The sequence below is a fragment of the bacterium genome (assembly GCA_021372535.1).
Lineage (GTDB): Bacteria > Latescibacterota > Latescibacteria > Latescibacterales > Latescibacteraceae > JAFGMP01.
Genome location: JAJFUH010000082.1, coordinates 1 through 18,639 on the forward strand (window position 1 = coordinate 1; position 18,639 = coordinate 18,639).

The 18,639-nt window shown below is 47.5% G+C and carries 15 protein-coding genes; 7 read left to right on the plus strand and 8 right to left on the minus strand.

Going from position 1 to position 18,639, the window contains the following annotated elements:
* The 3 genes from LLG96_08100 to LLG96_08110 form a co-directional block, all read right to left on the minus strand.
* The coding region (locus LLG96_08100) for a DUF354 domain-containing protein (GenBank protein ID MCE5250168.1) at positions 1-1,028 on the minus strand (1,028 nt) is incomplete at its 3' end.
* Positions 1,018-1,992, minus strand: coding sequence for a glycosyltransferase family 2 protein (locus tag LLG96_08105; GenBank protein MCE5250169.1), 975 nt, complete (start codon positions 1,990-1,992; stop codon positions 1,018-1,020). The genes LLG96_08105 and LLG96_08100, both read right to left, overlap by 11 nt.
* A gap of 285 nt (positions 1,993-2,277) precedes the next feature.
* Complete coding sequence (locus tag LLG96_08110) at positions 2,278-2,988, minus strand: AAA family ATPase (GenBank protein ID MCE5250170.1); 711 nt, start codon at positions 2,986-2,988, stop codon at positions 2,278-2,280.
* Positions 2,989-3,951: 963 nt separating this feature from the next.
* Between LLG96_08110 and LLG96_08115 the strand changes: the two genes are divergently transcribed.
* A complete protein-coding gene (locus LLG96_08115; GenBank protein MCE5250171.1) occupies positions 3,952-5,961 on the plus strand; it encodes a PAS domain S-box protein in 2,010 nt (669 codons plus the stop codon).
* A 184-nt stretch (positions 5,962-6,145) separates the two neighbouring features.
* Here LLG96_08115 and LLG96_08120 read toward each other — a convergent pair whose 3' ends face one another.
* A complete protein-coding gene (locus LLG96_08120; GenBank protein MCE5250172.1) occupies positions 6,146-7,456 on the minus strand; it encodes an amidohydrolase/deacetylase family metallohydrolase in 1,311 nt (436 codons plus the stop codon).
* Between the two features lie 561 nt (positions 7,457-8,017).
* On the opposite strand from LLG96_08120, the gene LLG96_08125 reads away from it, so the two are divergent.
* The 6 genes from LLG96_08125 (at position 8,018) to LLG96_08150 (ending at position 14,157) form a co-directional block, all read left to right on the plus strand.
* Complete coding sequence (locus LLG96_08125; GenBank protein MCE5250173.1) at positions 8,018-9,004, plus strand: PIG-L family deacetylase; 987 nt, start codon at positions 8,018-8,020, stop codon at positions 9,002-9,004.
* 58 nt (positions 9,005-9,062) lie between these two features.
* Positions 9,063-10,037: a PIG-L family deacetylase gene (locus LLG96_08130; GenBank protein ID MCE5250174.1), complete on the plus strand. Its 975-nt coding sequence runs from the start codon at positions 9,063-9,065 to the stop codon at positions 10,035-10,037.
* A gap of 112 nt (positions 10,038-10,149) precedes the next feature.
* Positions 10,150-11,322: a RidA family protein gene (locus LLG96_08135; protein MCE5250175.1), complete on the plus strand. Its 1,173-nt coding sequence runs from the start codon at positions 10,150-10,152 to the stop codon at positions 11,320-11,322.
* A 57-nt stretch (positions 11,323-11,379) separates the two neighbouring features.
* Complete coding sequence (locus LLG96_08140) at positions 11,380-12,621, plus strand: aminotransferase class V-fold PLP-dependent enzyme (protein ID MCE5250176.1); 1,242 nt, start codon at positions 11,380-11,382, stop codon at positions 12,619-12,621.
* 46 nt (positions 12,622-12,667) lie between these two features.
* Positions 12,668-13,057, plus strand: a complete 390-nt coding sequence (locus LLG96_08145) for a hypothetical protein (GenBank protein ID MCE5250177.1) — start codon at positions 12,668-12,670, stop codon at positions 13,055-13,057.
* A 155-nt stretch (positions 13,058-13,212) separates the two neighbouring features.
* Complete coding sequence (locus LLG96_08150) at positions 13,213-14,157, plus strand: RraA family protein (protein ID MCE5250178.1); 945 nt, start codon at positions 13,213-13,215, stop codon at positions 14,155-14,157.
* Positions 14,158-14,190: 33 nt separating this feature from the next.
* Here LLG96_08150 and LLG96_08155 read toward each other — a convergent pair whose 3' ends face one another.
* From LLG96_08155 to LLG96_08170, 4 genes are all read right to left on the minus strand, one after another.
* Positions 14,191-14,637, minus strand: a complete 447-nt coding sequence (locus LLG96_08155) for a GIY-YIG nuclease family protein (protein ID MCE5250179.1) — start codon at positions 14,635-14,637, stop codon at positions 14,191-14,193.
* Positions 14,638-14,702: 65 nt separating this feature from the next.
* Positions 14,703-15,266 (minus strand): cyclic nucleotide-binding domain-containing protein, encoded by a 564-nt coding sequence (locus tag LLG96_08160; protein ID MCE5250180.1) that lies wholly within the window; start codon positions 15,264-15,266, stop codon positions 14,703-14,705.
* A 156-nt stretch (positions 15,267-15,422) separates the two neighbouring features.
* Positions 15,423-15,989 carry a cyclic nucleotide-binding domain-containing protein gene (locus LLG96_08165; protein ID MCE5250181.1) on the minus strand — a complete coding sequence of 189 codons (567 nt, stop codon included), beginning with the start codon at positions 15,987-15,989 and terminating at the stop codon, positions 15,423-15,425.
* A gap of 293 nt (positions 15,990-16,282) precedes the next feature.
* Positions 16,283-18,639, minus strand: a 2,357-nt coding sequence (locus tag LLG96_08170; protein ID MCE5250182.1) for a T9SS type A sorting domain-containing protein, incomplete at its 5' end; no start/stop codon positions are given.

Below are 18,639 nucleotides of genomic sequence, written 5' to 3' on the forward strand. Positions count from 1 at the left end.
CCTCCGAGATTTTCGATTAAATCCGTAATGTAGCGGGTCACATCGATCTTTTCGCTCAGGATTCTGTCTCTTTTCTCACGCCATAATTCTTTTACCCGGGGAGTCGTGAGGAGCTCGATGCCTTTTTGGATCGATCGTTCCTGGTCTTCCGCGGAATCTGAAAAGTTGAAAACAGCACCGTATACCCGTTCCTGTTCGTCGGTATATCCCCTCCCGACTCTGTCGATGTAGACCGCCGGAGTCCCCAGAACGGCAGCCTCCGATGCCATTGTGGCGCTTTCGCCGTACAGCAGGGAAGCATAATACAGTGCATCGTGTATTTTTTCCGGGGGAATCTGCATTCTGTATGGCTCCAGATCATCCGGCAGTTCTTTTTCGGATGTGATGAAGACACGCCCATGCGGAGAAAACGCTTGAACGGCTTTCCGTTTCATGGCAGCCGATAATCCCGAATATCCGATGTCATGACCCGATTTCATCGAGACAAACCGCATGATGATAAATGGATCGCTTTCCGTGAGTCCGAGGAGATTGAGCACCGAGGGATCGGGTTTGAAATATGCCGGATGAAGGTATGCCAGTTCGTGATATCCATTGTACGTCAGATGGGGGCGTTTAATGACCCGACGGTAGCATGACGGCAGAACGAGGTGACGGGAAAGCGGGTACGCGATCGAATTGGAGATGGTCGCGTGTTCCGTATCGTAGAATGTTACTGACGGTGTTCCGGTGAGTCTGCCGACCGGGGCGATGAAGGTTCCCGCTATTGCAGTCAGAATATCGGGGCGCTCTCTACGTACGATACCATGAAGCTTCGTACACCGCACAAGCAGTTCCTGAGCCAGTTCAAATGGTGTGGTGCCGTGATGTCCGAGATTGATGTGTTTAAAACCATAGCAGTCGAGCAGGTAAACAGTCAAATCCTTATCACGGCTGGTGACAATAACGTCATGGCCCTTTTCAAGCCATATCCAGAGCGAATGTTTAAAAAAGTGGACATGAGCGGGATGAGTTATGTCAACAAGAATGCGTGTGATTATCGTTTCCTTTCAGTTCTTTGTTTGCTTCCATGTCGAACAGCATTGCAAACAGTATAAACTGGAGGCTTGTAAATGTGCAAAATAAAATTGCCAGTGTATTGATGGTCGGAATGAATCCCGTGATTCTCCACTGAAGAAACAGACGTATGATGATAGGAATATCAACGAGCAAGATGAGTATCCCCATAGCGTAAAAAAATATGAGGGGATGAAAATCACGGACCACATATTTCTGAAACATCCTGCGGAAAAATAACCGTAGCAGGAGCAGAGAAACCGGAAATAGTATTGCATGAAATCGTGTACCGCGATTTTCCAAAGCTCTATATTCGGGATTTATTGAAATATCCATAACCCGGAAATTGTAGATATTTAACCTTACAAGAATATCATTCTGATAGCCGTACCCGTGATGTATATTCTCGATCGGTATGAGATGAAGGACTTTTTTGCTCATTGCGGTATAGCCGGACTGGGAGTCGGTGACATGCCAGTAACCGCTGACAATTTTTGTCATGAGAGTGAGAACCGAATCCCCAAAATATCTGATGTGGGGAAGTTTTTGCCATGCTTCCCCTGTGATGAGACGGTTCCCCTTGGTATAATCCGCATGGTTGTCGACAATGGGGTCCAGCAGGTTCGGAATATCTTCCGGGTTCATCGAGAAATCACCGTTCATGACAACTGCAATATCCGCATTATGGTCACGGCACCAGATGTACCCTGTACGGATGGCGGCTCCGATGCCGAGAGTTGTTTCGTGCCTTATATATATGATACGATGATTTCCAGATATCGATTCTTTCACTTTTTCAGCGGTTTTGTCCGAACTGCAATCATCAACGATGATAATAAAGTCGATATAGTCAGGAATGCCCTGAATTGTCTGGTCGATAAGATTTTCGCCATTATACACCGGAACGACAGCGGATACTGTATTGTTTCTGTACATATGGTCTTCTTCCGGTTCTGAAACAGGTTATGGTTCCGTATGATACCTGTTGTTTTTCTGGGGATTCTTATTATGAAACATTATCCGGAGTGATAATTATCAATAATCCGGGCGGTAAATGTACTGACCCGTCATCTGGAAAAGATATTTGATAATATAATCCGAATCAAGGCTTTTATCAGATATTATCAAACCATATTTTTCAGAAGAACGGTGCGGGAACGGCATTATTTTTGTGACTGCGCCGTTCTGCTGATGAGCTCATGAGTTAATACGGTTGCCTGATTACAGATACCGGTCCCTGTTTTCAAGAAAGTTTTTATATATCCGGTAGTGTTCCGTATCCTCATATTCGATTTCCCGGACCGGAGATTTGTCGAAACTGTAAATGACGGCATCCGGGCATGCAAGAAGAATCGGTGAATGTGACGCGATTATGAACTGGGCATGGCCGGCTCGGCCCATATCCTTGAGTATCGTCAGAAGTTCCAGCTGGCTTGTTGGTGAGAGTGCTGTTTCCGGCTCGTCCAGAAAATACAGCCCTTTGATACAGTAGCGGGACTTGAAATATGACATGAGTGATTGACCGTGCGACTGGGTTACGAGCGATTTGCCGCCGAAATATGAAAACATATCCGGGTCTGCCGCTGCCCATTCATCGAGCATTCTGGCAAAATTGCGAAAAAACTGCGAAGAGAAAAATGAACCCGGCACACCACCATCATTCCATTCGATGGCAAGGGCTTTGTAAAGATCTTCTTCGAAAGGATTGTTTTCGAATCTCGTTCTTTCTATTTCACCCCAGATATGAATTCCGCATTTACGGGCTATCGCTTCAAGCAGCGTCGATTTTCCTGTACCATTCTCTCCGACGAAAAAAGTAACCGCCGTTGTAAAATCGATACACCGGGTCGAGTTAAAAATTTTCTGGTTAAATGGGTACCGCTCGTGTGTCGGATACATTTCCGGAAGGAGTGTGACGCTTTTCAGGTGCATCGTTTATTCCTCTTTTTTTATGACTTGTCGGATGAATGCAAAACCGGGATTTTTTACTGTTTTAAGTATACATAATTTATCCGGACTTTTAAAGAAAATTATACCATGGTTACTGTATACTTTACAGATTTTTTAAGAAATGTATTATCCGAAAAAGATCAGGGGTGAAGGTATTTGCGGATATACTCTATATGGTACGTTTTTTCATAAATTTATAGTATTATGAATATCAGACTATTGTTTTCTTCCGGGATTATTATAAACAATTTTATTGAAAAACAATTTTCTTGTATTACTTTATAGCATGCGCTGAGTTTCATACCTCCATATTTTTGGGAGAATCGATTTGTGAGCCTTATGGCTTTTTCTGTTCGGACTCGAATAATGTGAATACTGTGTATCGTGATTTATGCGGATTTTCATATTGAAACAATTCAAGGGAGCGAGGAAATGAATATTCCGTATAGCCCGCAACCAAATCATCCCGCGGATACGGTACTCTTTATCGGACAACAATCGGAAACCCCTGACAGATTTCGGAAACTTACAGAAGAACATTTTCCCGGTTGTATCATACGGAGTGTGGAGAATGTAAATGGTGGATTTGATGCAGTTTGTACATATCTTCCTGATTTGATACTTATTGAGGTTGATTCTTCTGAAAAAGACGTGTTCGGAATATGTCATAAAGTCAGGCACAACAAGAAAACATCTGGAATACCGATCATTCTGTTAACATCATCAAAGGTATCATCCGAATACAGAGCCGGAGGATTCGAAGCCGGCGTCGATGACATTATTGCCTCTCCGGTCTGTGATATCGAATATATTGCTAAAATTAACAGAATGTTACAGACGAAAAAAGCTGAAGATTCGTTGCGTACTGTAACTGTTCATCTTGAGAAAATTATCGAAAAACGAACCATGGAGTTAAAGAAAATTAATAAGCAACTCCAACGGAAGGTGGAGAAAAACATTCAGACGGAAGAAGCGCTCAGGGAAAGCGAGGAGCGTTATAAAACAATATTCGATAAAGCACCCATTTCAATATGGGAATACGACATTTCCGATGCATGCAAATACATGGACAGTATAAAATCCTCGCACATCACGGACTATTACAGCTATTTGTCTGAAAATCCGGACGTCTTTCTGAAAATAATATCCTTATTAAAACTGGTCGATGTCAATCATGAGACCGTAAAACTGTATGGTGCCCGGTCAAAAGAAGATATCGTCAAAAAAATCGGTAAGAACCTTATTCCTCAGGCACTTGAGATTTATAAGAATGCGCTGATTGCTTTCATGATGGGGCAGTCACATTATGTATGCGAGTCTGTTAATAAGACTATTGACGGACGTATGATTAATATCCTCCATCGGATTACTTTTTCGGATGAAACCCAGAAATTTAAAAGAGCTCTCGTGACGGTAACCGATATTACAGAGCGCAAGAGAGCGGAGGAAACGCTCCGTGAAAGCGAGAATCGTTTCCGCAGTGTCGTTGAACAGGCAGGGGAATCGATATTTATTCATGACAGGAACGGTAAAATTCTCGATGTGAATCAGCGGGTTTGCGAGAGTCTGGGATATACTCGGCAAGAACTGCTTTCCATGTCCATTGAAGATGTGGATGTGGAATTTATATCCCGTGAACATAAACGATTCTGGACAAAGCTTTCTTCGTCCCGATATGTGACATTTACGGGAAGACATAAACGTAAAGACGGAAGCACATTTCCCATTGAAGTCAATCTGGGATTCATGGAGCTTGACAAACAAAAGGTATATCTTGCCCTGACACGAGATATAACCGAGCGCAAACGGCTGGAAGAAGAGCATAGTAAAGCGAGCAAACTTGAATCGCTCGGTATTCTTTCCGGAGGTATAGCCCATGATTTTAATAATATTCTTGCCTCGATTTTGGGAAACATTTCGCTGGCAAAAATGAATCTGAATACAAAAAGCCAGGGATATGAAATGCTGACGGACGCTGAAAAAGCGAGTCTCCGTGCCAAAGATTTAACCAAACAACTGCTTACCTTCTCAAAAGGAGGGGCGCCATTCAAACAGCCTGAACAGATTTCGGAGCTGTTAAAAGAGTCTGCCGGATTCTCCGTGCGGGGGTCCAATGTCAGATGCGATTGCCTGATCCCTGATGACCTGTGGTGGGCAGAAATTGATAAAAGTCAGATTTATCAGGTAATTAACAACATGATTATCAATGCTATACAGGCAATGCCGATGGGCGGAACAATAGAGGTAAAAGCTGATAATATTGTTTTGGATAATAAAGATGCAATACCCCTTCCCGGGGGAAATTATGTGAAGATTATCATCGGAGACCATGGCATCGGTATTCCGGAAGAATATATCAATAAAATTTTTGACCCGTATTTCACCACCAAACAGCAGGGAAGCGGTCTCGGTCTCACTACCAGCTATTCGATTATCAAACGTCATGACGGGTATATTGCAGTCGAGTCTGAAATGGGAAAAGGTACGGTTTTTGAGATTTATCTTCCCGCATCGAAGTCAATCAGGAAAGTTGACACCGATGAAAGTGAAATTGACTGGCATGTACCGATATCGGGAAAAATTCTCGTAATGGACGACCAGGAAAACGTCCGGGACGTTATGATCAGAATGTTGAATTATCTCGGCAATGAAGTGGAATTTGCATGTGACGGGGCGGAGGCGATTGAATTATATAAAAAAGCATGCGATGGTGGAAAACCGTTTGATGCTGTAATTATGGATCTTACGGTGCCTGGGGCAATGGGCGGACTTGAAGCGACGAAGTTACTCCTTAAAAATGATCCGAACGCCCGTGTTATTATGTCGAGCGGGTATTCCAATGATCCTGTTTTTTCAAATTTCAGACGGCATGGTTTTATGGGTATCATTTCCAAGCCGTTTCAGTTCAATGAATTGAAGGAAGTCCTGAATGATGTTTTAAGCAGAAAAAAATAAAAAATCCAGCTCTCGAAATTATTAGAATAGATATGAACTTCGGTGTTTCCCGGATAAATGCAGTGTGTTGTAATGGTTAAACATGCGAAATCCGATAAGGAACAGGGGTATGCACATTCTGCATACCCCTGTTTATAAGTAAGATATATACGGTTTTCCGAATAATCATTGAAAAGAGGGAATTTTACCAGAGCTGTCCCGAAGGATTGACCCAGTAATCCGACTCCTTTGGAATGTCTTTCCAGAATGGCTTGCTGTATCCTGCGGGATCGAATACTATTTTGCCTTTAAAGAATGTCATGAAACACAGAAGCTTTTTATTCCCCGTAATTTTACCGGCGCTTGTGTCCGCGTATCCGAACTCTCCCTCATACAACTTGAGTACGGCAATATCGGCCATGGACCCAACACTGAGCGTCCCCAGTTCGGGGTGTTTGACCTCTTTCGCGGGATTCACCGTTGACATCCGTATGACAGTTTCGAGCGGGACACCCATTGAGAGGAATTTCGACACGACATTGAGCATGTTCACTACAGGTCCGTTGGTGTTTGCCCCATGAAGGTCGGTACTGATCGAGTTAGGAAGATATCCCTGCCTGATCGCGGGAACCGCGTTTCTGAAAACAAAACTGCCCGCGCCATGCCCGACATCGAAAATACGTCCCTGTTTCTGTGCTTCCAGAATATCCGGATTGACAGTTCCGTCCTCCCGAATTACGGGGAAATGACGGGCATAGCAGTGAGTGTGGATATCGCCGGGGCGCATTTTCTTGAGAATCAGCTCACGGTATGAGCGCTCGGGGTAAGTACCCTGCGGCTGACGGGGGAAGAAGTCGATCATCACCGGGAGATTGGCAAGCGTGCCCGCCTTGATGAGGCTGTCCACCGATGCCCACGGTGTATGGAGTTCGTCATAATCCTGGTTTGTCCAGTAATGGGCTGTTTTGAATCCAACGATAATATCGGGGTATTTTCGGGCGGTTGCTACAGCCTTCTGAACATCGAAAAGCATCGGGTCCTGTTCCGCTTCATTCATGCCGGGGGAGGCGATATTGATAAACGCCAGTACCCGTGTCTGCATACGGTCAACGACATCGCTTTTGAATTTTTCAAAGCTGTCGGCTCCGGATGTACCTGCATCCACCATGGTCGTCACACCGGACGAAAAACTGAAATCGTCCGCGATTATCGAACGTGCGGCCCCCGTGAAGAACGTATAAAACAGATGAGTATGGATATCGATCAGTCCCGGTGTAACATAATATCCTGAAACATCGAGTGTTTTTGCGGCGTCTGTCGCGGGAATATTGGCGCCGACAAATGCTATGGTGCTGTCCTTGATCGCCACATCCATTACCGCGTTGACGCCGTTGGCCGGATCGATGACATGTCCGCCTTTCAATACCATATCATAACGGTATTCCTGCTGGGCATATGCACAGGGAAAAGCGTAGAGACAAATTACCATCAAAAAGACAGTTCTCAGATGTTTCATCGTTCGTGCTCCTTACTGAAGTGTATGGGTGATCATGTCGACAACAACACTGATATCGCATGATGGATTGAGATTCTGTTCATTTATATAATTTCAGACCTCATTTCAGTATTAAAGCATCACATAAACGATTATACGAACAGATATAAGGTAAATCAATAATAAAAAACCAATAAGACGTAAACATGTTGTGATAAAATATAATCCGGTTATCTGGTTAAGTCAGCATACATGATTGATCCCTCTCGGTTTCACCGTGTCTCCCTTATAAAAGAAAGGGTGATGAAAGCGCCCCCAAAACCGCTTCCCACTTTAGAAGATACCGGGGGGATCACATACTATCGGGAAAAAATAATGGATTCTGATTTAAAAAGGTTTTCTATGTTTATCAAGCTGGATAACCGGAAACTATAATTACTGTATTATAAGCATCATCATGTGTATACATGCAAATTCCCTTGATAAAATATACAAATATTTTTACCTTGATATTCGTTACGAGCGGTGTTTCCAATTAACTTTGAAGGTTTTGATTATTCAATACAATAAAGAGGAGGAATAATGGAACGAAGAAAGTTTATTGGCAAAACCCTTGCGGGAAGTGCGCTCATAAGCGGGAGTATCGGTATCAATGGAGCCTCGCCCGCCGGTGCCTCTCAGTCGATTGCCATCATGCCGACCGACGATCTTTTCATCGAGCGGGATGTTCCGGGACAGCCCCACAAAGGTAAAGTACTGGCTGCTATTCAGCCTCATGCGGACGATATACCGATTTTCGCCGGCGGCACGGTTGCAAAGCTCATCAGGGAAGGGTATACGGGATACCTTATACGGACAACGAATGACGATCATGCCGGGCCGGGAACAGTCGGCGATACGGTCGTGGCGAATGAGGACGATAATAACGAGGTGGCGAAGGCTCTGGGGCTCAGTAAGGTCTTCAATCTCGATTACCGTAACCACCGTATGGAAGATATCGACATTATCGAGCTGAAAGCCCGCCTTATCTTCCTTTTCAGGGTACTGAAGGTCGATACGGTCATCGGTTACGATCCATGGGGACACTATGAGGAAAATCCCGACCATTACATCACGGCTCAGGCTACCGAGGCCGCATGCTGGATGGCGGGAGGAGGCAAGGACTATCCCGAGCATTTCAAGGCTGGCATCGAGCCCCATGGAGTGCGGGAAAAATACTATCATGCCCGCGGACCGCAGCTCGTCAACCGTATCGTCGACATCAGTTCGATTATCGATAAAAAAATCGAATCCAATCTCGCAAACAAAGCACAGGGCCCAGCCGGGAGCAGCGGAAGCCGTCTCCGCGAACGGCTTGCGGGCGAAAAAAAACGCCTTCCGATATTCGGGAGTGATGACCGTACTGCCAATTTCCAGTATGTGAAGGAATTTCTCCTTGATGATGAGAAGGCGCTCGGTAAAAAGTATGGTGTCGAATATGCCGAAGCGTTCCACTATATCGGGCCGGGGCAGGGATATGCGTCCAGGCTTGATGACTATATCAAACAGAATGCGGTTCCGCTGCGATAGTCGCTGTTTTTCTTGGAACATTCACAATGACACAACGGTTGTGAGGAGATAATAAAACATGTCAGATCATGGTCATTTCAGGAAAACGCTGCTCGGCGGGGCTCTGGCGGGAGCCGGTTTCAGTGCTTTCCAGCCTGGGATTGCCGAAGCTTCCCGATCGGATATCGGTGAAATAATTGTCGAAAAGGATACGCCGGGACAGCCGCACAAGGGCAAAGTATTCGCCGCTCTCCATGCTCATCTCGACGATATCCCGTATTATTGCTCCGGCACGGTGGCGAAGCTGATAAGTGAGGGATACACTGGCTACATTATCAGAACATCCAATGACGAGAAATGCGGAGGGGGAACGACCGCCCGGAATATCAAGAGCAATGAGGAAGAACACTTCAAGATGGCCAAGGGGCTCGGTATTACCGATGTGTACGACATGTATTACCGTAACCACCGCATGAACAACATTTCGACCCAGGAATTCCGGTCGCGGCTTGTGTTTCTGTTCCGTTTCCTCAAGGTTGATACCATTATCACATTCAATCCCTGGGGCCACGGCGAAGAGAATCCCGATCACTGGGTGACCGGTCGTGTGGCCGAGGAAGCAAGCTGGATGTCCGCAATGGGGAACGATTATCCCGAGCACATGGAAGCGGGACTTCAGCCCCATCTGGTGAGTGAACGCTATTACTTTGTCGGCAGGCCGGGACAGCCGCACAACCGGGTGGTCGATATCAGCGCTCACATCGAGAAAAAAATCGCCTCTCTCGTGGAATGCCGGTCCCAGGGCGGTGGAAACAGCGGTTCTCTGCTCAGAGCGCAGCTGGCGAAACAGGGCAAACGCCTTCCCGTTTTCGGGAATGATGATGCGACCGCAGACCGTGAATACGTTCGTCATTTTATGCTTGATGATGACAGGAAACTCGGTAAACAGTACGGTGTTGAGTATGCGGAAGGGTTTTACTATATTGATCTGAGAAGCCCGGAAGGAAAATCGGCGGTTGATAAATACATTGAAAAAAATGCCGTACCGCTCTGAGAATAAGCTGACATCGGAAGTTAATTCTGTCGGGTTGTGCAGTGTGTAAAAAAGGGGATTTGTTATGAGAAAAACCATATGGAATAGTATTGTTTATATCTTGGCAGGTATAATGATGTCTACGATTTCGGAAGCCCAGCTTCCCGTCAAAAAATTTCTTACGAGCGACGGTGCACGGCCGACCGGGCTTTTTGCCCCGGGTGTCATGGTAGGGAAAACCGTGTACATTTCAGGCAAGGGTGATTATCGTCCCAATGAGGATTTCCCGAATAAAGTGCGGAACTGCCTTGCCGAAGTTGAAAAATCCCTTGCGGTGGGCGGTCTCGATCTGAAGAATGTGGTTACGGCGTATTGTTATCTCGAGGACCCGGAGAATTACGCCACGTTCAACGAGGTGTACGGCGAGTTTTTCCCGAACCGGCCACCTGCCCGGACAACGCTCGGTGTGCCGAACGTTCCCGGCGATTCCCGTATCGAGATCACCTGTATCGCCTATACCGATCTTTCTGAGGTCAAGGCCATCGGCACTCCTCCTGCCGGTTTCCCGTTCAGCCCGGGAATTCTTGCCGGAAACACCCTCTATATATCGGGGAAGGGCGATCAGCTCCCTGAAGGCGGCCATCCCGCGACATTCGAGGAGCAGGTTCGTCAGGCGATGCGGAATATTGAAACCGTTCTCAAGCAGGCCGGCCTCGATTTTCGCAATGTTGTGTTCAGCAACGTGTATATCGACAATTACGATAACTACGGCATCGTGAACAAGGTCTACAGCGAATTTTTTGAATTCGGCAGCGAGCCGGCTCGCGCCACGGTCTTCGTGGACTGGATTCCCGGCGATTCGCATATCGAAATCACCTGTATCGCTACGACCGACCTGAAAAGCCGCAAGGTTGTCCGGCCCGCGAGCATGAAATTCGGCCCTGATGAGCGGGCGATGACTGCAAGTCCGGCCGTCTGGGCGGGAAACACGCTCTATATCTCCGGGCTTTCGGGTTTTGTTCCCGCGGAAGGGATAACCACCGTCGATCTCGAAAAACAGGTTCGCCAGATGGCGCAGAACCATATTGATGTTCTCACCGCGGCGGGGCTGCAGCTCGAGGATATCGTTTCCGGTAATGTCTATCTCCGGAATATCAACGATTACAAACCGTTCAACGATGTATATGTCGAGTACTTTTCGAAGGGGCCCGGAGTCCGGACCTGCCTGATGCCGAACTCGGGATTCGAGAAGAACGATATTCGAGCTATGGCATCGTTTATCGCCGCAAAAACAAGCTCCAAATAATATTTTTCGGATATAAACGCATTATTGCAATAATTCTGAGTATGGGGGTTGATCGTTATGAAAGGAATACTTGATAAGGCTGTACGGCATGGATTTTTAGAGCGTCTGAGCCGTCGAACATTCTTCAAGGGCACCGGGCTTGCGGCGTTCGCCGGGATTTCAGGCTGCCAGGCGAAACCCACTGCACAAGCGCTGCGCATCTCCGTTCCGACATATGAATCGTTAGGGGTGAAGCCTGTCATCAACTGTATGGGAACCCTGACAAACCGCGGCGGTTCTCTCATGCTGCCCGAGGTCATAGCGGCGATAGAAGAGGGAAACAAACACTATGTCCGGATGGATGACCTCATGGAAGGCGCGGGAAAACGGCTTGCCGAGCTGACCGGTGCCGAATGGGGCTGCGTTACGTCGGGTGCCGCGGGTGCGATGTTTGCCGCAACGTGCGCCTGTGTGACCGGAGGAGACCCTGAAAAAATGGCGCTGCTCCCCGATACGACCGGTATGAAAAACGAAGTGCTCGTTGCAAAAGACCAGCGTCATGTCTATGACCGCTCGATCTGGATGGTGGGAGTCAAGATGATAGAGGTGGGATCGGCGGAAGAAATGGAAGCGAAAGTAACCGATAAAACGGTCATGCTCGATGTCTGGGGCGAGGTTCTCGATACAAGCATCTTGAAGCTCGAGGATATCGTTGCTATCGGCAAGAAACACGGTATCCCCGTGATGGTCGATGCGGCAGCCGAACGTCCCGATGTCCCCAACAGGTATATCCAGGCGGGTGTGGACCTGGTCACATATAGCGGCGGCAAGTGTCTCCGCGGACCGCAGAGCGCCGGTTTGCTCCTTGGGCGGAAAGACCTGGTTAAAGCGGCATTTCTCAACATCTCCCCCCATCATGCGCTCGGCCGTCCCATGAAAGTGGGTAAAGAGGAAATCATGGGCATGCTCGCGGCTGTTGAAATGTGGGTTAAAGCCCGGGATCACAAGGCCGAATGGGCCGAATGGGAAAGAAAGCTGAAACATATCAGCGATACGGTTACTGCCATACAGACGGTCAAGACCGAAGTTCTTCAGCCGACACGGCGATCGAATGTGGCGCCGACCCTCTCCATTACCTGGGATCAGAACGCGGTAAAGATTTCGCCCCGTGATGTGAGCGATCAGCTTTATAATGGCGAACCCGGCATCGAAATGGGATATGGCGGCGATGGAATGAGAATCATGTCGTATATGCTCGAACCCGGCGACGAGATTCCTATTGCTCTCCGTCTCCATGAAATTCTTTCGAAGGCTGTGTAAACTCAAAAGAGCAATACTGTTCTGATATCTAATTTGGGAGGAATATATGAAGATTCGTTTTGTTGCCGGTTTCATTTTTTTACTGTTCTGCTTGACAGGTGTCATATCCGGACAGGATCAGGCTAAAACACCGAATGTGAAAGGTGAATGGTCGATAACGCTGACATTTGTTGCCGGCGAGGCTCGTCATACAGCAATTTTCGAGCAGGACGGCGAAAATCTAACCGGGGTGTATAAAGGTGAGCTTACAGAGGGGAATCTGAGAGGGAAAGTGCAGGGGAATACGATCGATTTTACCGGGTATCTCCATCACGAGGCGACCGGCGTGAGTTTCCACTATACCGGCACCATCGAAGGGGATACTATCAAAGGCACCATTGACATGGGAGAGTACTGGACCGCGGACTTTGTCGCGAAAAAAGGGAAGAAAAAATAGCACAGTATATCCGGGGTATGGAATAATCCTTTATTTTACGATTTTTGATTTATGATTTTACCCATTCAAAATTCGTAAATCGTCATTCGTAAATCGTAAAGCCTTTACTCATGATAATCCCGTTCACTTTCGTAATATCTGGACAGGAGCGGAGTATGAGAGAAAAAATAATTGTTCTGGCAGCATGCTTTATATGTGTCTGTTCTCTATGTTTACGTGCAGAAATCTTGTACGCTCAGGTCGGCGTTTTTTCAAAGGCGGAGCTGATTGAATACACGCCGCTCTGGCAGGGAGAACGCTTTCCCGATGGCCGTCCCAAGGTACCTGATGATATCCTCGAACGGATGAAAGACGTTGCGATCGAAGAGGCGTGGTCGGTTCTGAAAAATCACAATTTCAACAGCCAGTTCGAGCGGAACTGGGTGGTGACCAGGGAAAATCCGGTGCTCGTCGGACGTGCGGTGACCGCGTACTTCCAGCCGCTGCGGCCGGATGTGAACGATGTCATTAACAAGACGGGGGAAAAAGACGGCCGTATCGGAGCACAGAATTCATGGATAATCGATACCCTCGTCAAGGGCGATGTCATCGTTGTCGACCTCTTCGGCAAGGTTACGGACGGGACATTCATGGGCGACAACCTCGGAAATTCGATCTACGTGAAATCCGGGGGCACCGGAGTCGTGATCGACGGCGGCGCACGTGATATCGAGGGAGTTCTCGATATTCCCGGTTTTCCTGTTTTTAACCGCGGCTGGGACCCGTCGTTTTTGAAAGATGTCATGCTTATGGGAATCAATGTCCCCATCCGTATCGGCAACGCCACGGTTATGCCGGGCGATGTCGTTCTCGGCAAACAGGAAGGGATTATATTCATCCCGGCTCACCTTGCCCAGGAAGTTGTGGAATCCTCCGAAATTATCCGGCTTCGCGATCAGTTCGGCCATCAGCGTCTCCGTGAGGGGAAATATACTCCGGGACAGATCGACCGGAAATGGACGGACGATATAGAAAATGATTTTACCGGGTGGCTGAAGGAGCGGGGAGACGAACTGACACCGTATCAGCGCGAGAAACTCCTCAAGGGGCGTACCTGGTAAACGGGTAATGGACGGAACGTGCGTTTGTGGTTTTCAGTCTTCTCGGGAGTCATGCCGGGCTGCGCATGAAATCTGGTATACCGGCAGATTCGTTTCCTTGAGTGTTTTTCGGATGATGGCCTGTATGAAATCGGGATCGGCATGGAAGAAAAGATGGCTGGGACACGAGCAGTCCGAGCAGCCGAAACCAGGCATATGATCGAGATGATGCAAAAGCTTTCGGGCGGTATCGCATTCGAGTTTACGGGGGCTGACTACGCAATAAACGTCCCGTATGTCAGCATGCTCGAGCAGATAATCGATGTGCCAGAAGAGCTTTTTTGAACGCCGGACATGACGTAAGATTCTTTTTTCCAGACTGTTGAGTGCGGATCCGACATAGGCATAATACCCGGGGTTGAATTCCACAATTCCCAGACATCCTGTCCTGAGAGATGTCTTTTCGGGTACCGCTATCAGGAGAATATAGCTTCCTTTCATGTTTCTTCCGTGAGAATGTGGCGTCACCCGTGTACGTGTGACTGTATGGTGTGAAGCCGGTGTAATCACAAAATTTCGAGCGTATGTATTTTTTTCATTTCATCGATAATCTTATTGTCTTCCCCGAGCTTGGCCGAAATGTCCCGGATTATGTTATTCTGAATTCTGATCAGCATAGTGGTGTCAGCGTCAAAAATACGGAAAAGCTCTTCCTTGTTAAAGCTCAGAACTGTACAGTAGGTACCGGCCATGAGAGATGCCGACCGTCTGATTCCGGTGAAGATTCCTACTCCGCCGATGAGACCCGCAGGGGAGAGATTGGTGTTTTGACTCCCGTCGCTGAATTGTATGGTCAATTTCCCCTTGATGATGATGAACATTATTGTTGATTCGTCATGAAGGTGAAAGATGTACTCATTCGGCTCATAGTTTTTTTTCGTGCATATACTGAGCAGCCTTTTGTATTGTTCGTTTGACAGTCCCTCGAAAAAGGAGATCATCCGCAGTCTTCCGATTGTCAGGTCCGGATCATTTGGAATGGTACGTCTTTCAGTACCGTTTCGTTTCTCAACATGCACCAGGAGCTGTTCCTTGCGACGGTCTGCACCCGATCTTCTGTTAGTGTGCATGATTTATTCCTTTCAATCAATGGTACGGTTTGATCTGTTTTATATTATTTCAGCCCGCATGGTGTTATGCTTTTAGTTCATAGTTTTACCATTTCGAATTTATCAGAGGAAAAATATCAAACCACAAGCCACGAACCATAAACCACAAACTTGTTTTTAAAGTATTTCGAGCGACCGGACCCGGTACATCAATTCTTCGATGACTTTATTGTCGGTACGGACTTTTTCCGATAGATTCCTGATGATATTCAGCAGTATTTTTACGCACAGTTCCATATCGTTCCGGAACAGGGTAAAGAGCTCCGCCTTATTGATATTGAGAACGATACAATCGGTGTCTGCCAGAACAGAAGCGGAACGGGGTTCGCCGGTAAAAACTCCCATTTCGCCGACTGTGCCGGTAGGAACGATGTTTTTCAGTTCGACACCGGAATTGAATGTAATGCTTATTTTCCCCTTCATGAGAATGAACATATCCTTCGATTCTTCACCCATGCGGTAAATCTGTTCCTGGCTCGAGTATTTCTTTTTCGAACAGATTCTAACCATTTTATCCAACTGTTCCACAGACAGGTTGTTGAACATGGAGATATTCCGTAACCGCTGAATAGCCTCGTCTGATTCCTTGAGAATAGTACGCCGATCAGGATGGTTTCTTCGTTCAACGGGAACCGCTGCCTCCGCGACGCGGCGTTCCATTCCTGATCGCTGATTATCGGTCATGGTATGAATCCTTTCCGCTGCAATCATGAAAACGTTGTATTCTGGCACCTTGTGTTTTTATTAATGACCGCCTGTCAGGCTTTGATCCGTTTCATACGGTATACTGTCAAATAGGCGGGAAGAGAATATAAATAATATACATATATCTGTTTTATGAAAAAGAGGAAAAAAATAAAAAAATGACCGGTATTCCGGCTGAGACACAAGCTGAGCATATATTGCATGTGAAACGCAGATTAATAATTCATGTATTATTATAATCGACAGAGATCGGAATAATCGGTTCCGAAATGCTATTTGAGCAGCATCATTTTCTTTGTCCCGGAGAATCCGTTGGTATGAATCGTATACAGGTATACTCCGCTCGGCATTCTCCCCGCATCCCAGATGTACGAATGGAATCCCGCCTTCAGAAGGTCATTTACCAGGACGGTTACTATCTGCCCCTCAATGGTATAGATGGTTATGGTCGTTCGGGAATCATCCGGGAGCTCGAAAGAAATCGTTGTCGATGGATTGAACGGATTGGGAGAATTCTGGTACATGGTAAACGCGGCCGGTAATACCGTCATTTCACTGATAGTGTAAACGATACTTCCCTGTACAATGTTCCCCTCACCGGTGCCCCTGTATTTATATGAGGCTCGTATGATGTCGTTCACCGAAAGCTCTCCGGTCACTTTTATTGTCGCCAGAGTATAGGGACCGCTGTTATCTGATTTATTCTCACTCATGAGACCGGATGCGATTTCAAACAGATTCCTGTCGAACGGCCGTGTCAGGGTAATCCCGGTGTTATCCTCGGTCCAGTAGCCGCTTCCCGTAACCGTCAGGGAGACATTTTTCCTGCATTCGGCGCTCACTATCAGGTTCATGTAGTCGGGCGGTTTATCGCTGATTACGGCAAGTGTTCCGTTATCCTGGCGCAAGAGCCTGATTTCGCTGCCTGAATTTTCCGTGACCGGTTTGAATGCGGGTTTCTGCTGACTGCTCTGTTCGGTGTACCAGTTCCACATCATGACGAAAATGGCGAGATCCTCGAAATCGATTTTTTTATCGGGATGTATCGTGATTTCAGGGACTGTACCTGAGGCCGGACCGATTTCCATTGCAAGGTCCTGTTTTTTCCATGCATCGAGGAAAAGCGGAAGATCGTTCCCGTCGATAGCCCGGTCAAAAGAATAGTCTGCAGCAAGATTCGTCACAGAAAAAGGCCCCGTAACGAGAGGTTCGCTCGGATCGTTGTCCCGTGCGGTGATACGGAGCATTGCCCTGGCGTTATATACGAATCCTATATCGCGGAAGGCACGCCAGGAGAGAACCGCATCCGAATCGAGCTTGATTCCCAGACTGTCGGTCAATGTTGCGGGCTTGTATGTCACACCATCGTCGAGTGAGTATTCGGCGCGTACCAGAACCGAGTTCTTTTCGGCATCGTTGATCTTTACCGTAAGAACGACCGTGCCTGAGTAGAGTGTATCCGAGTTGGCGGAAACGAGCCGGATGGCGGGCGGCTGGTTATAATCCACATATACATCCTGAGTGGAGTACTGCCCGTCGCTGCCGTTGTTCGGCGTTACCTTCAGCCGGGCGTTGCCGTCAAATCCCGCGAGGTCTTTGCTGCTGTTCCATGTGAAAGAACCGTTATAGCCGGATGGCGGAATCGTGCTCACCTGCCCGGTGGTTGACGCCGGTTGATAGGTAGTCCCGTTATTGACGGAGTATTCAACTTTCAGGTTTATGGTGTGATTCTTCAAATCCGAGATCATATAATCGATTATTACCGTCGAGTCCTGAGTATCGGCGTTGTTTATGGTTACCGAACAGGGGCCGAACGTATTCACCTTAATGGTTGCATATGCAGCGGTTCCGTCGTCATGATCGGCGGGAAGAGCCCTGAATATGACCGGACCGGTATAGTCTGGCAGATCTTTGAGAGTATCCCACCGGAGCGATGATGCATAATGCTCCGGTGTTATATCCGCAAGCGTTCCTTCAACGGTTGCCGGATGATACACGACTCCGCCGTCCGTCGAATATGAGACGGTTACAGAAAGACTGTCTTCCTCCTCATCGGCCAGGGTATATCGTATATCGACAAAATCGACATACGCTGAATCGGGAGCGTCAACCGACAAAGCGGCTGAAGGTGGTTTGTCGTTATCGAGATGGAAGGGGCCTGTTTCAGCGGCCTGGCTGCTGTCGAAATCTGCGGCGATCATTTTCAGGCGGATGTTCTCGCTGTCTATGCCCGGCAGGTCGTTTTCCGAATGCCATAGTATTACATGGGTGCTGCCGTCAGCGGCAATGTATTCGAAATCCCCTTCCGCATCCGGTATGCCCCATGTTGTTCCGCCGTCAGCGGAGTACCATACGGCGATATTCACCCGGTCGGTTTCCGCATCGGTAACCGAGTAAGATATGGTGACATCACCTGATACCTTATCCTGGAATGGGTGAATGGTTACTGCCGGAGGTTCGTTATAGTCGACAGATATTTCTTTGCTGTCCGCTATCCCGTCTTTTCCGTTGTTCGGCAGTACTCTGAGCAGTACAGTGCCCTCGGTTCCTCTACAGTCGTTCTGAGCAAGCCACTGGAAGGTTCCGGTATATGCATCGGGTGTCAGGTTTGACAGGATACCTTCCGTTG

Excerpts from the sequence above, each read along its gene's own strand:
- LLG96_08140 (MCE5250176.1), top strand. The coding sequence starts at position 11,380 with ATGAAAGGAATACTTGATAAGGCTGTACGGCATGGATTTTTAGAGCGT.
- LLG96_08125 (MCE5250173.1), top strand. The coding sequence starts at position 8,018 with ATGGAACGAAGAAAGTTTATTGGCAAAACCCTTGCGGGAAGTGCGCTC.
- LLG96_08145 (MCE5250177.1), top strand. The coding sequence starts at position 12,668 with ATGAAGATTCGTTTTGTTGCCGGTTTCATTTTTTTACTGTTCTGCTTG.
- LLG96_08160 (MCE5250180.1), bottom strand. The coding sequence starts at position 15,266 with ATGCACACTAACAGAAGATCGGGTGCAGACCGTCGCAAGGAACAGCTC.
- LLG96_08110 (MCE5250170.1), bottom strand. The coding sequence starts at position 2,988 with ATGCACCTGAAAAGCGTCACACTCCTTCCGGAAATGTATCCGACACAC.
- LLG96_08165 (MCE5250181.1), bottom strand. The coding sequence starts at position 15,989 with ATGACCGATAATCAGCGATCAGGAATGGAACGCCGCGTCGCGGAGGCA.
- LLG96_08135 (MCE5250175.1), top strand. The coding sequence starts at position 10,150 with ATGATGTCTACGATTTCGGAAGCCCAGCTTCCCGTCAAAAAATTTCTT.
- LLG96_08105 (MCE5250169.1), bottom strand. The coding sequence starts at position 1,992 with ATGTACAGAAACAATACAGTATCCGCTGTCGTTCCGGTGTATAATGGC.
- LLG96_08130 (MCE5250174.1), top strand. The coding sequence starts at position 9,063 with ATGTCAGATCATGGTCATTTCAGGAAAACGCTGCTCGGCGGGGCTCTG.
- LLG96_08155 (MCE5250179.1), bottom strand. The coding sequence starts at position 14,637 with ATGAAAGGAAGCTATATTCTCCTGATAGCGGTACCCGAAAAGACATCT.
- LLG96_08120 (MCE5250172.1), bottom strand. The coding sequence starts at position 7,456 with ATGAAACATCTGAGAACTGTCTTTTTGATGGTAATTTGTCTCTACGCT.
- LLG96_08150 (MCE5250178.1), top strand. The coding sequence starts at position 13,213 with ATGAGAGAAAAAATAATTGTTCTGGCAGCATGCTTTATATGTGTCTGT.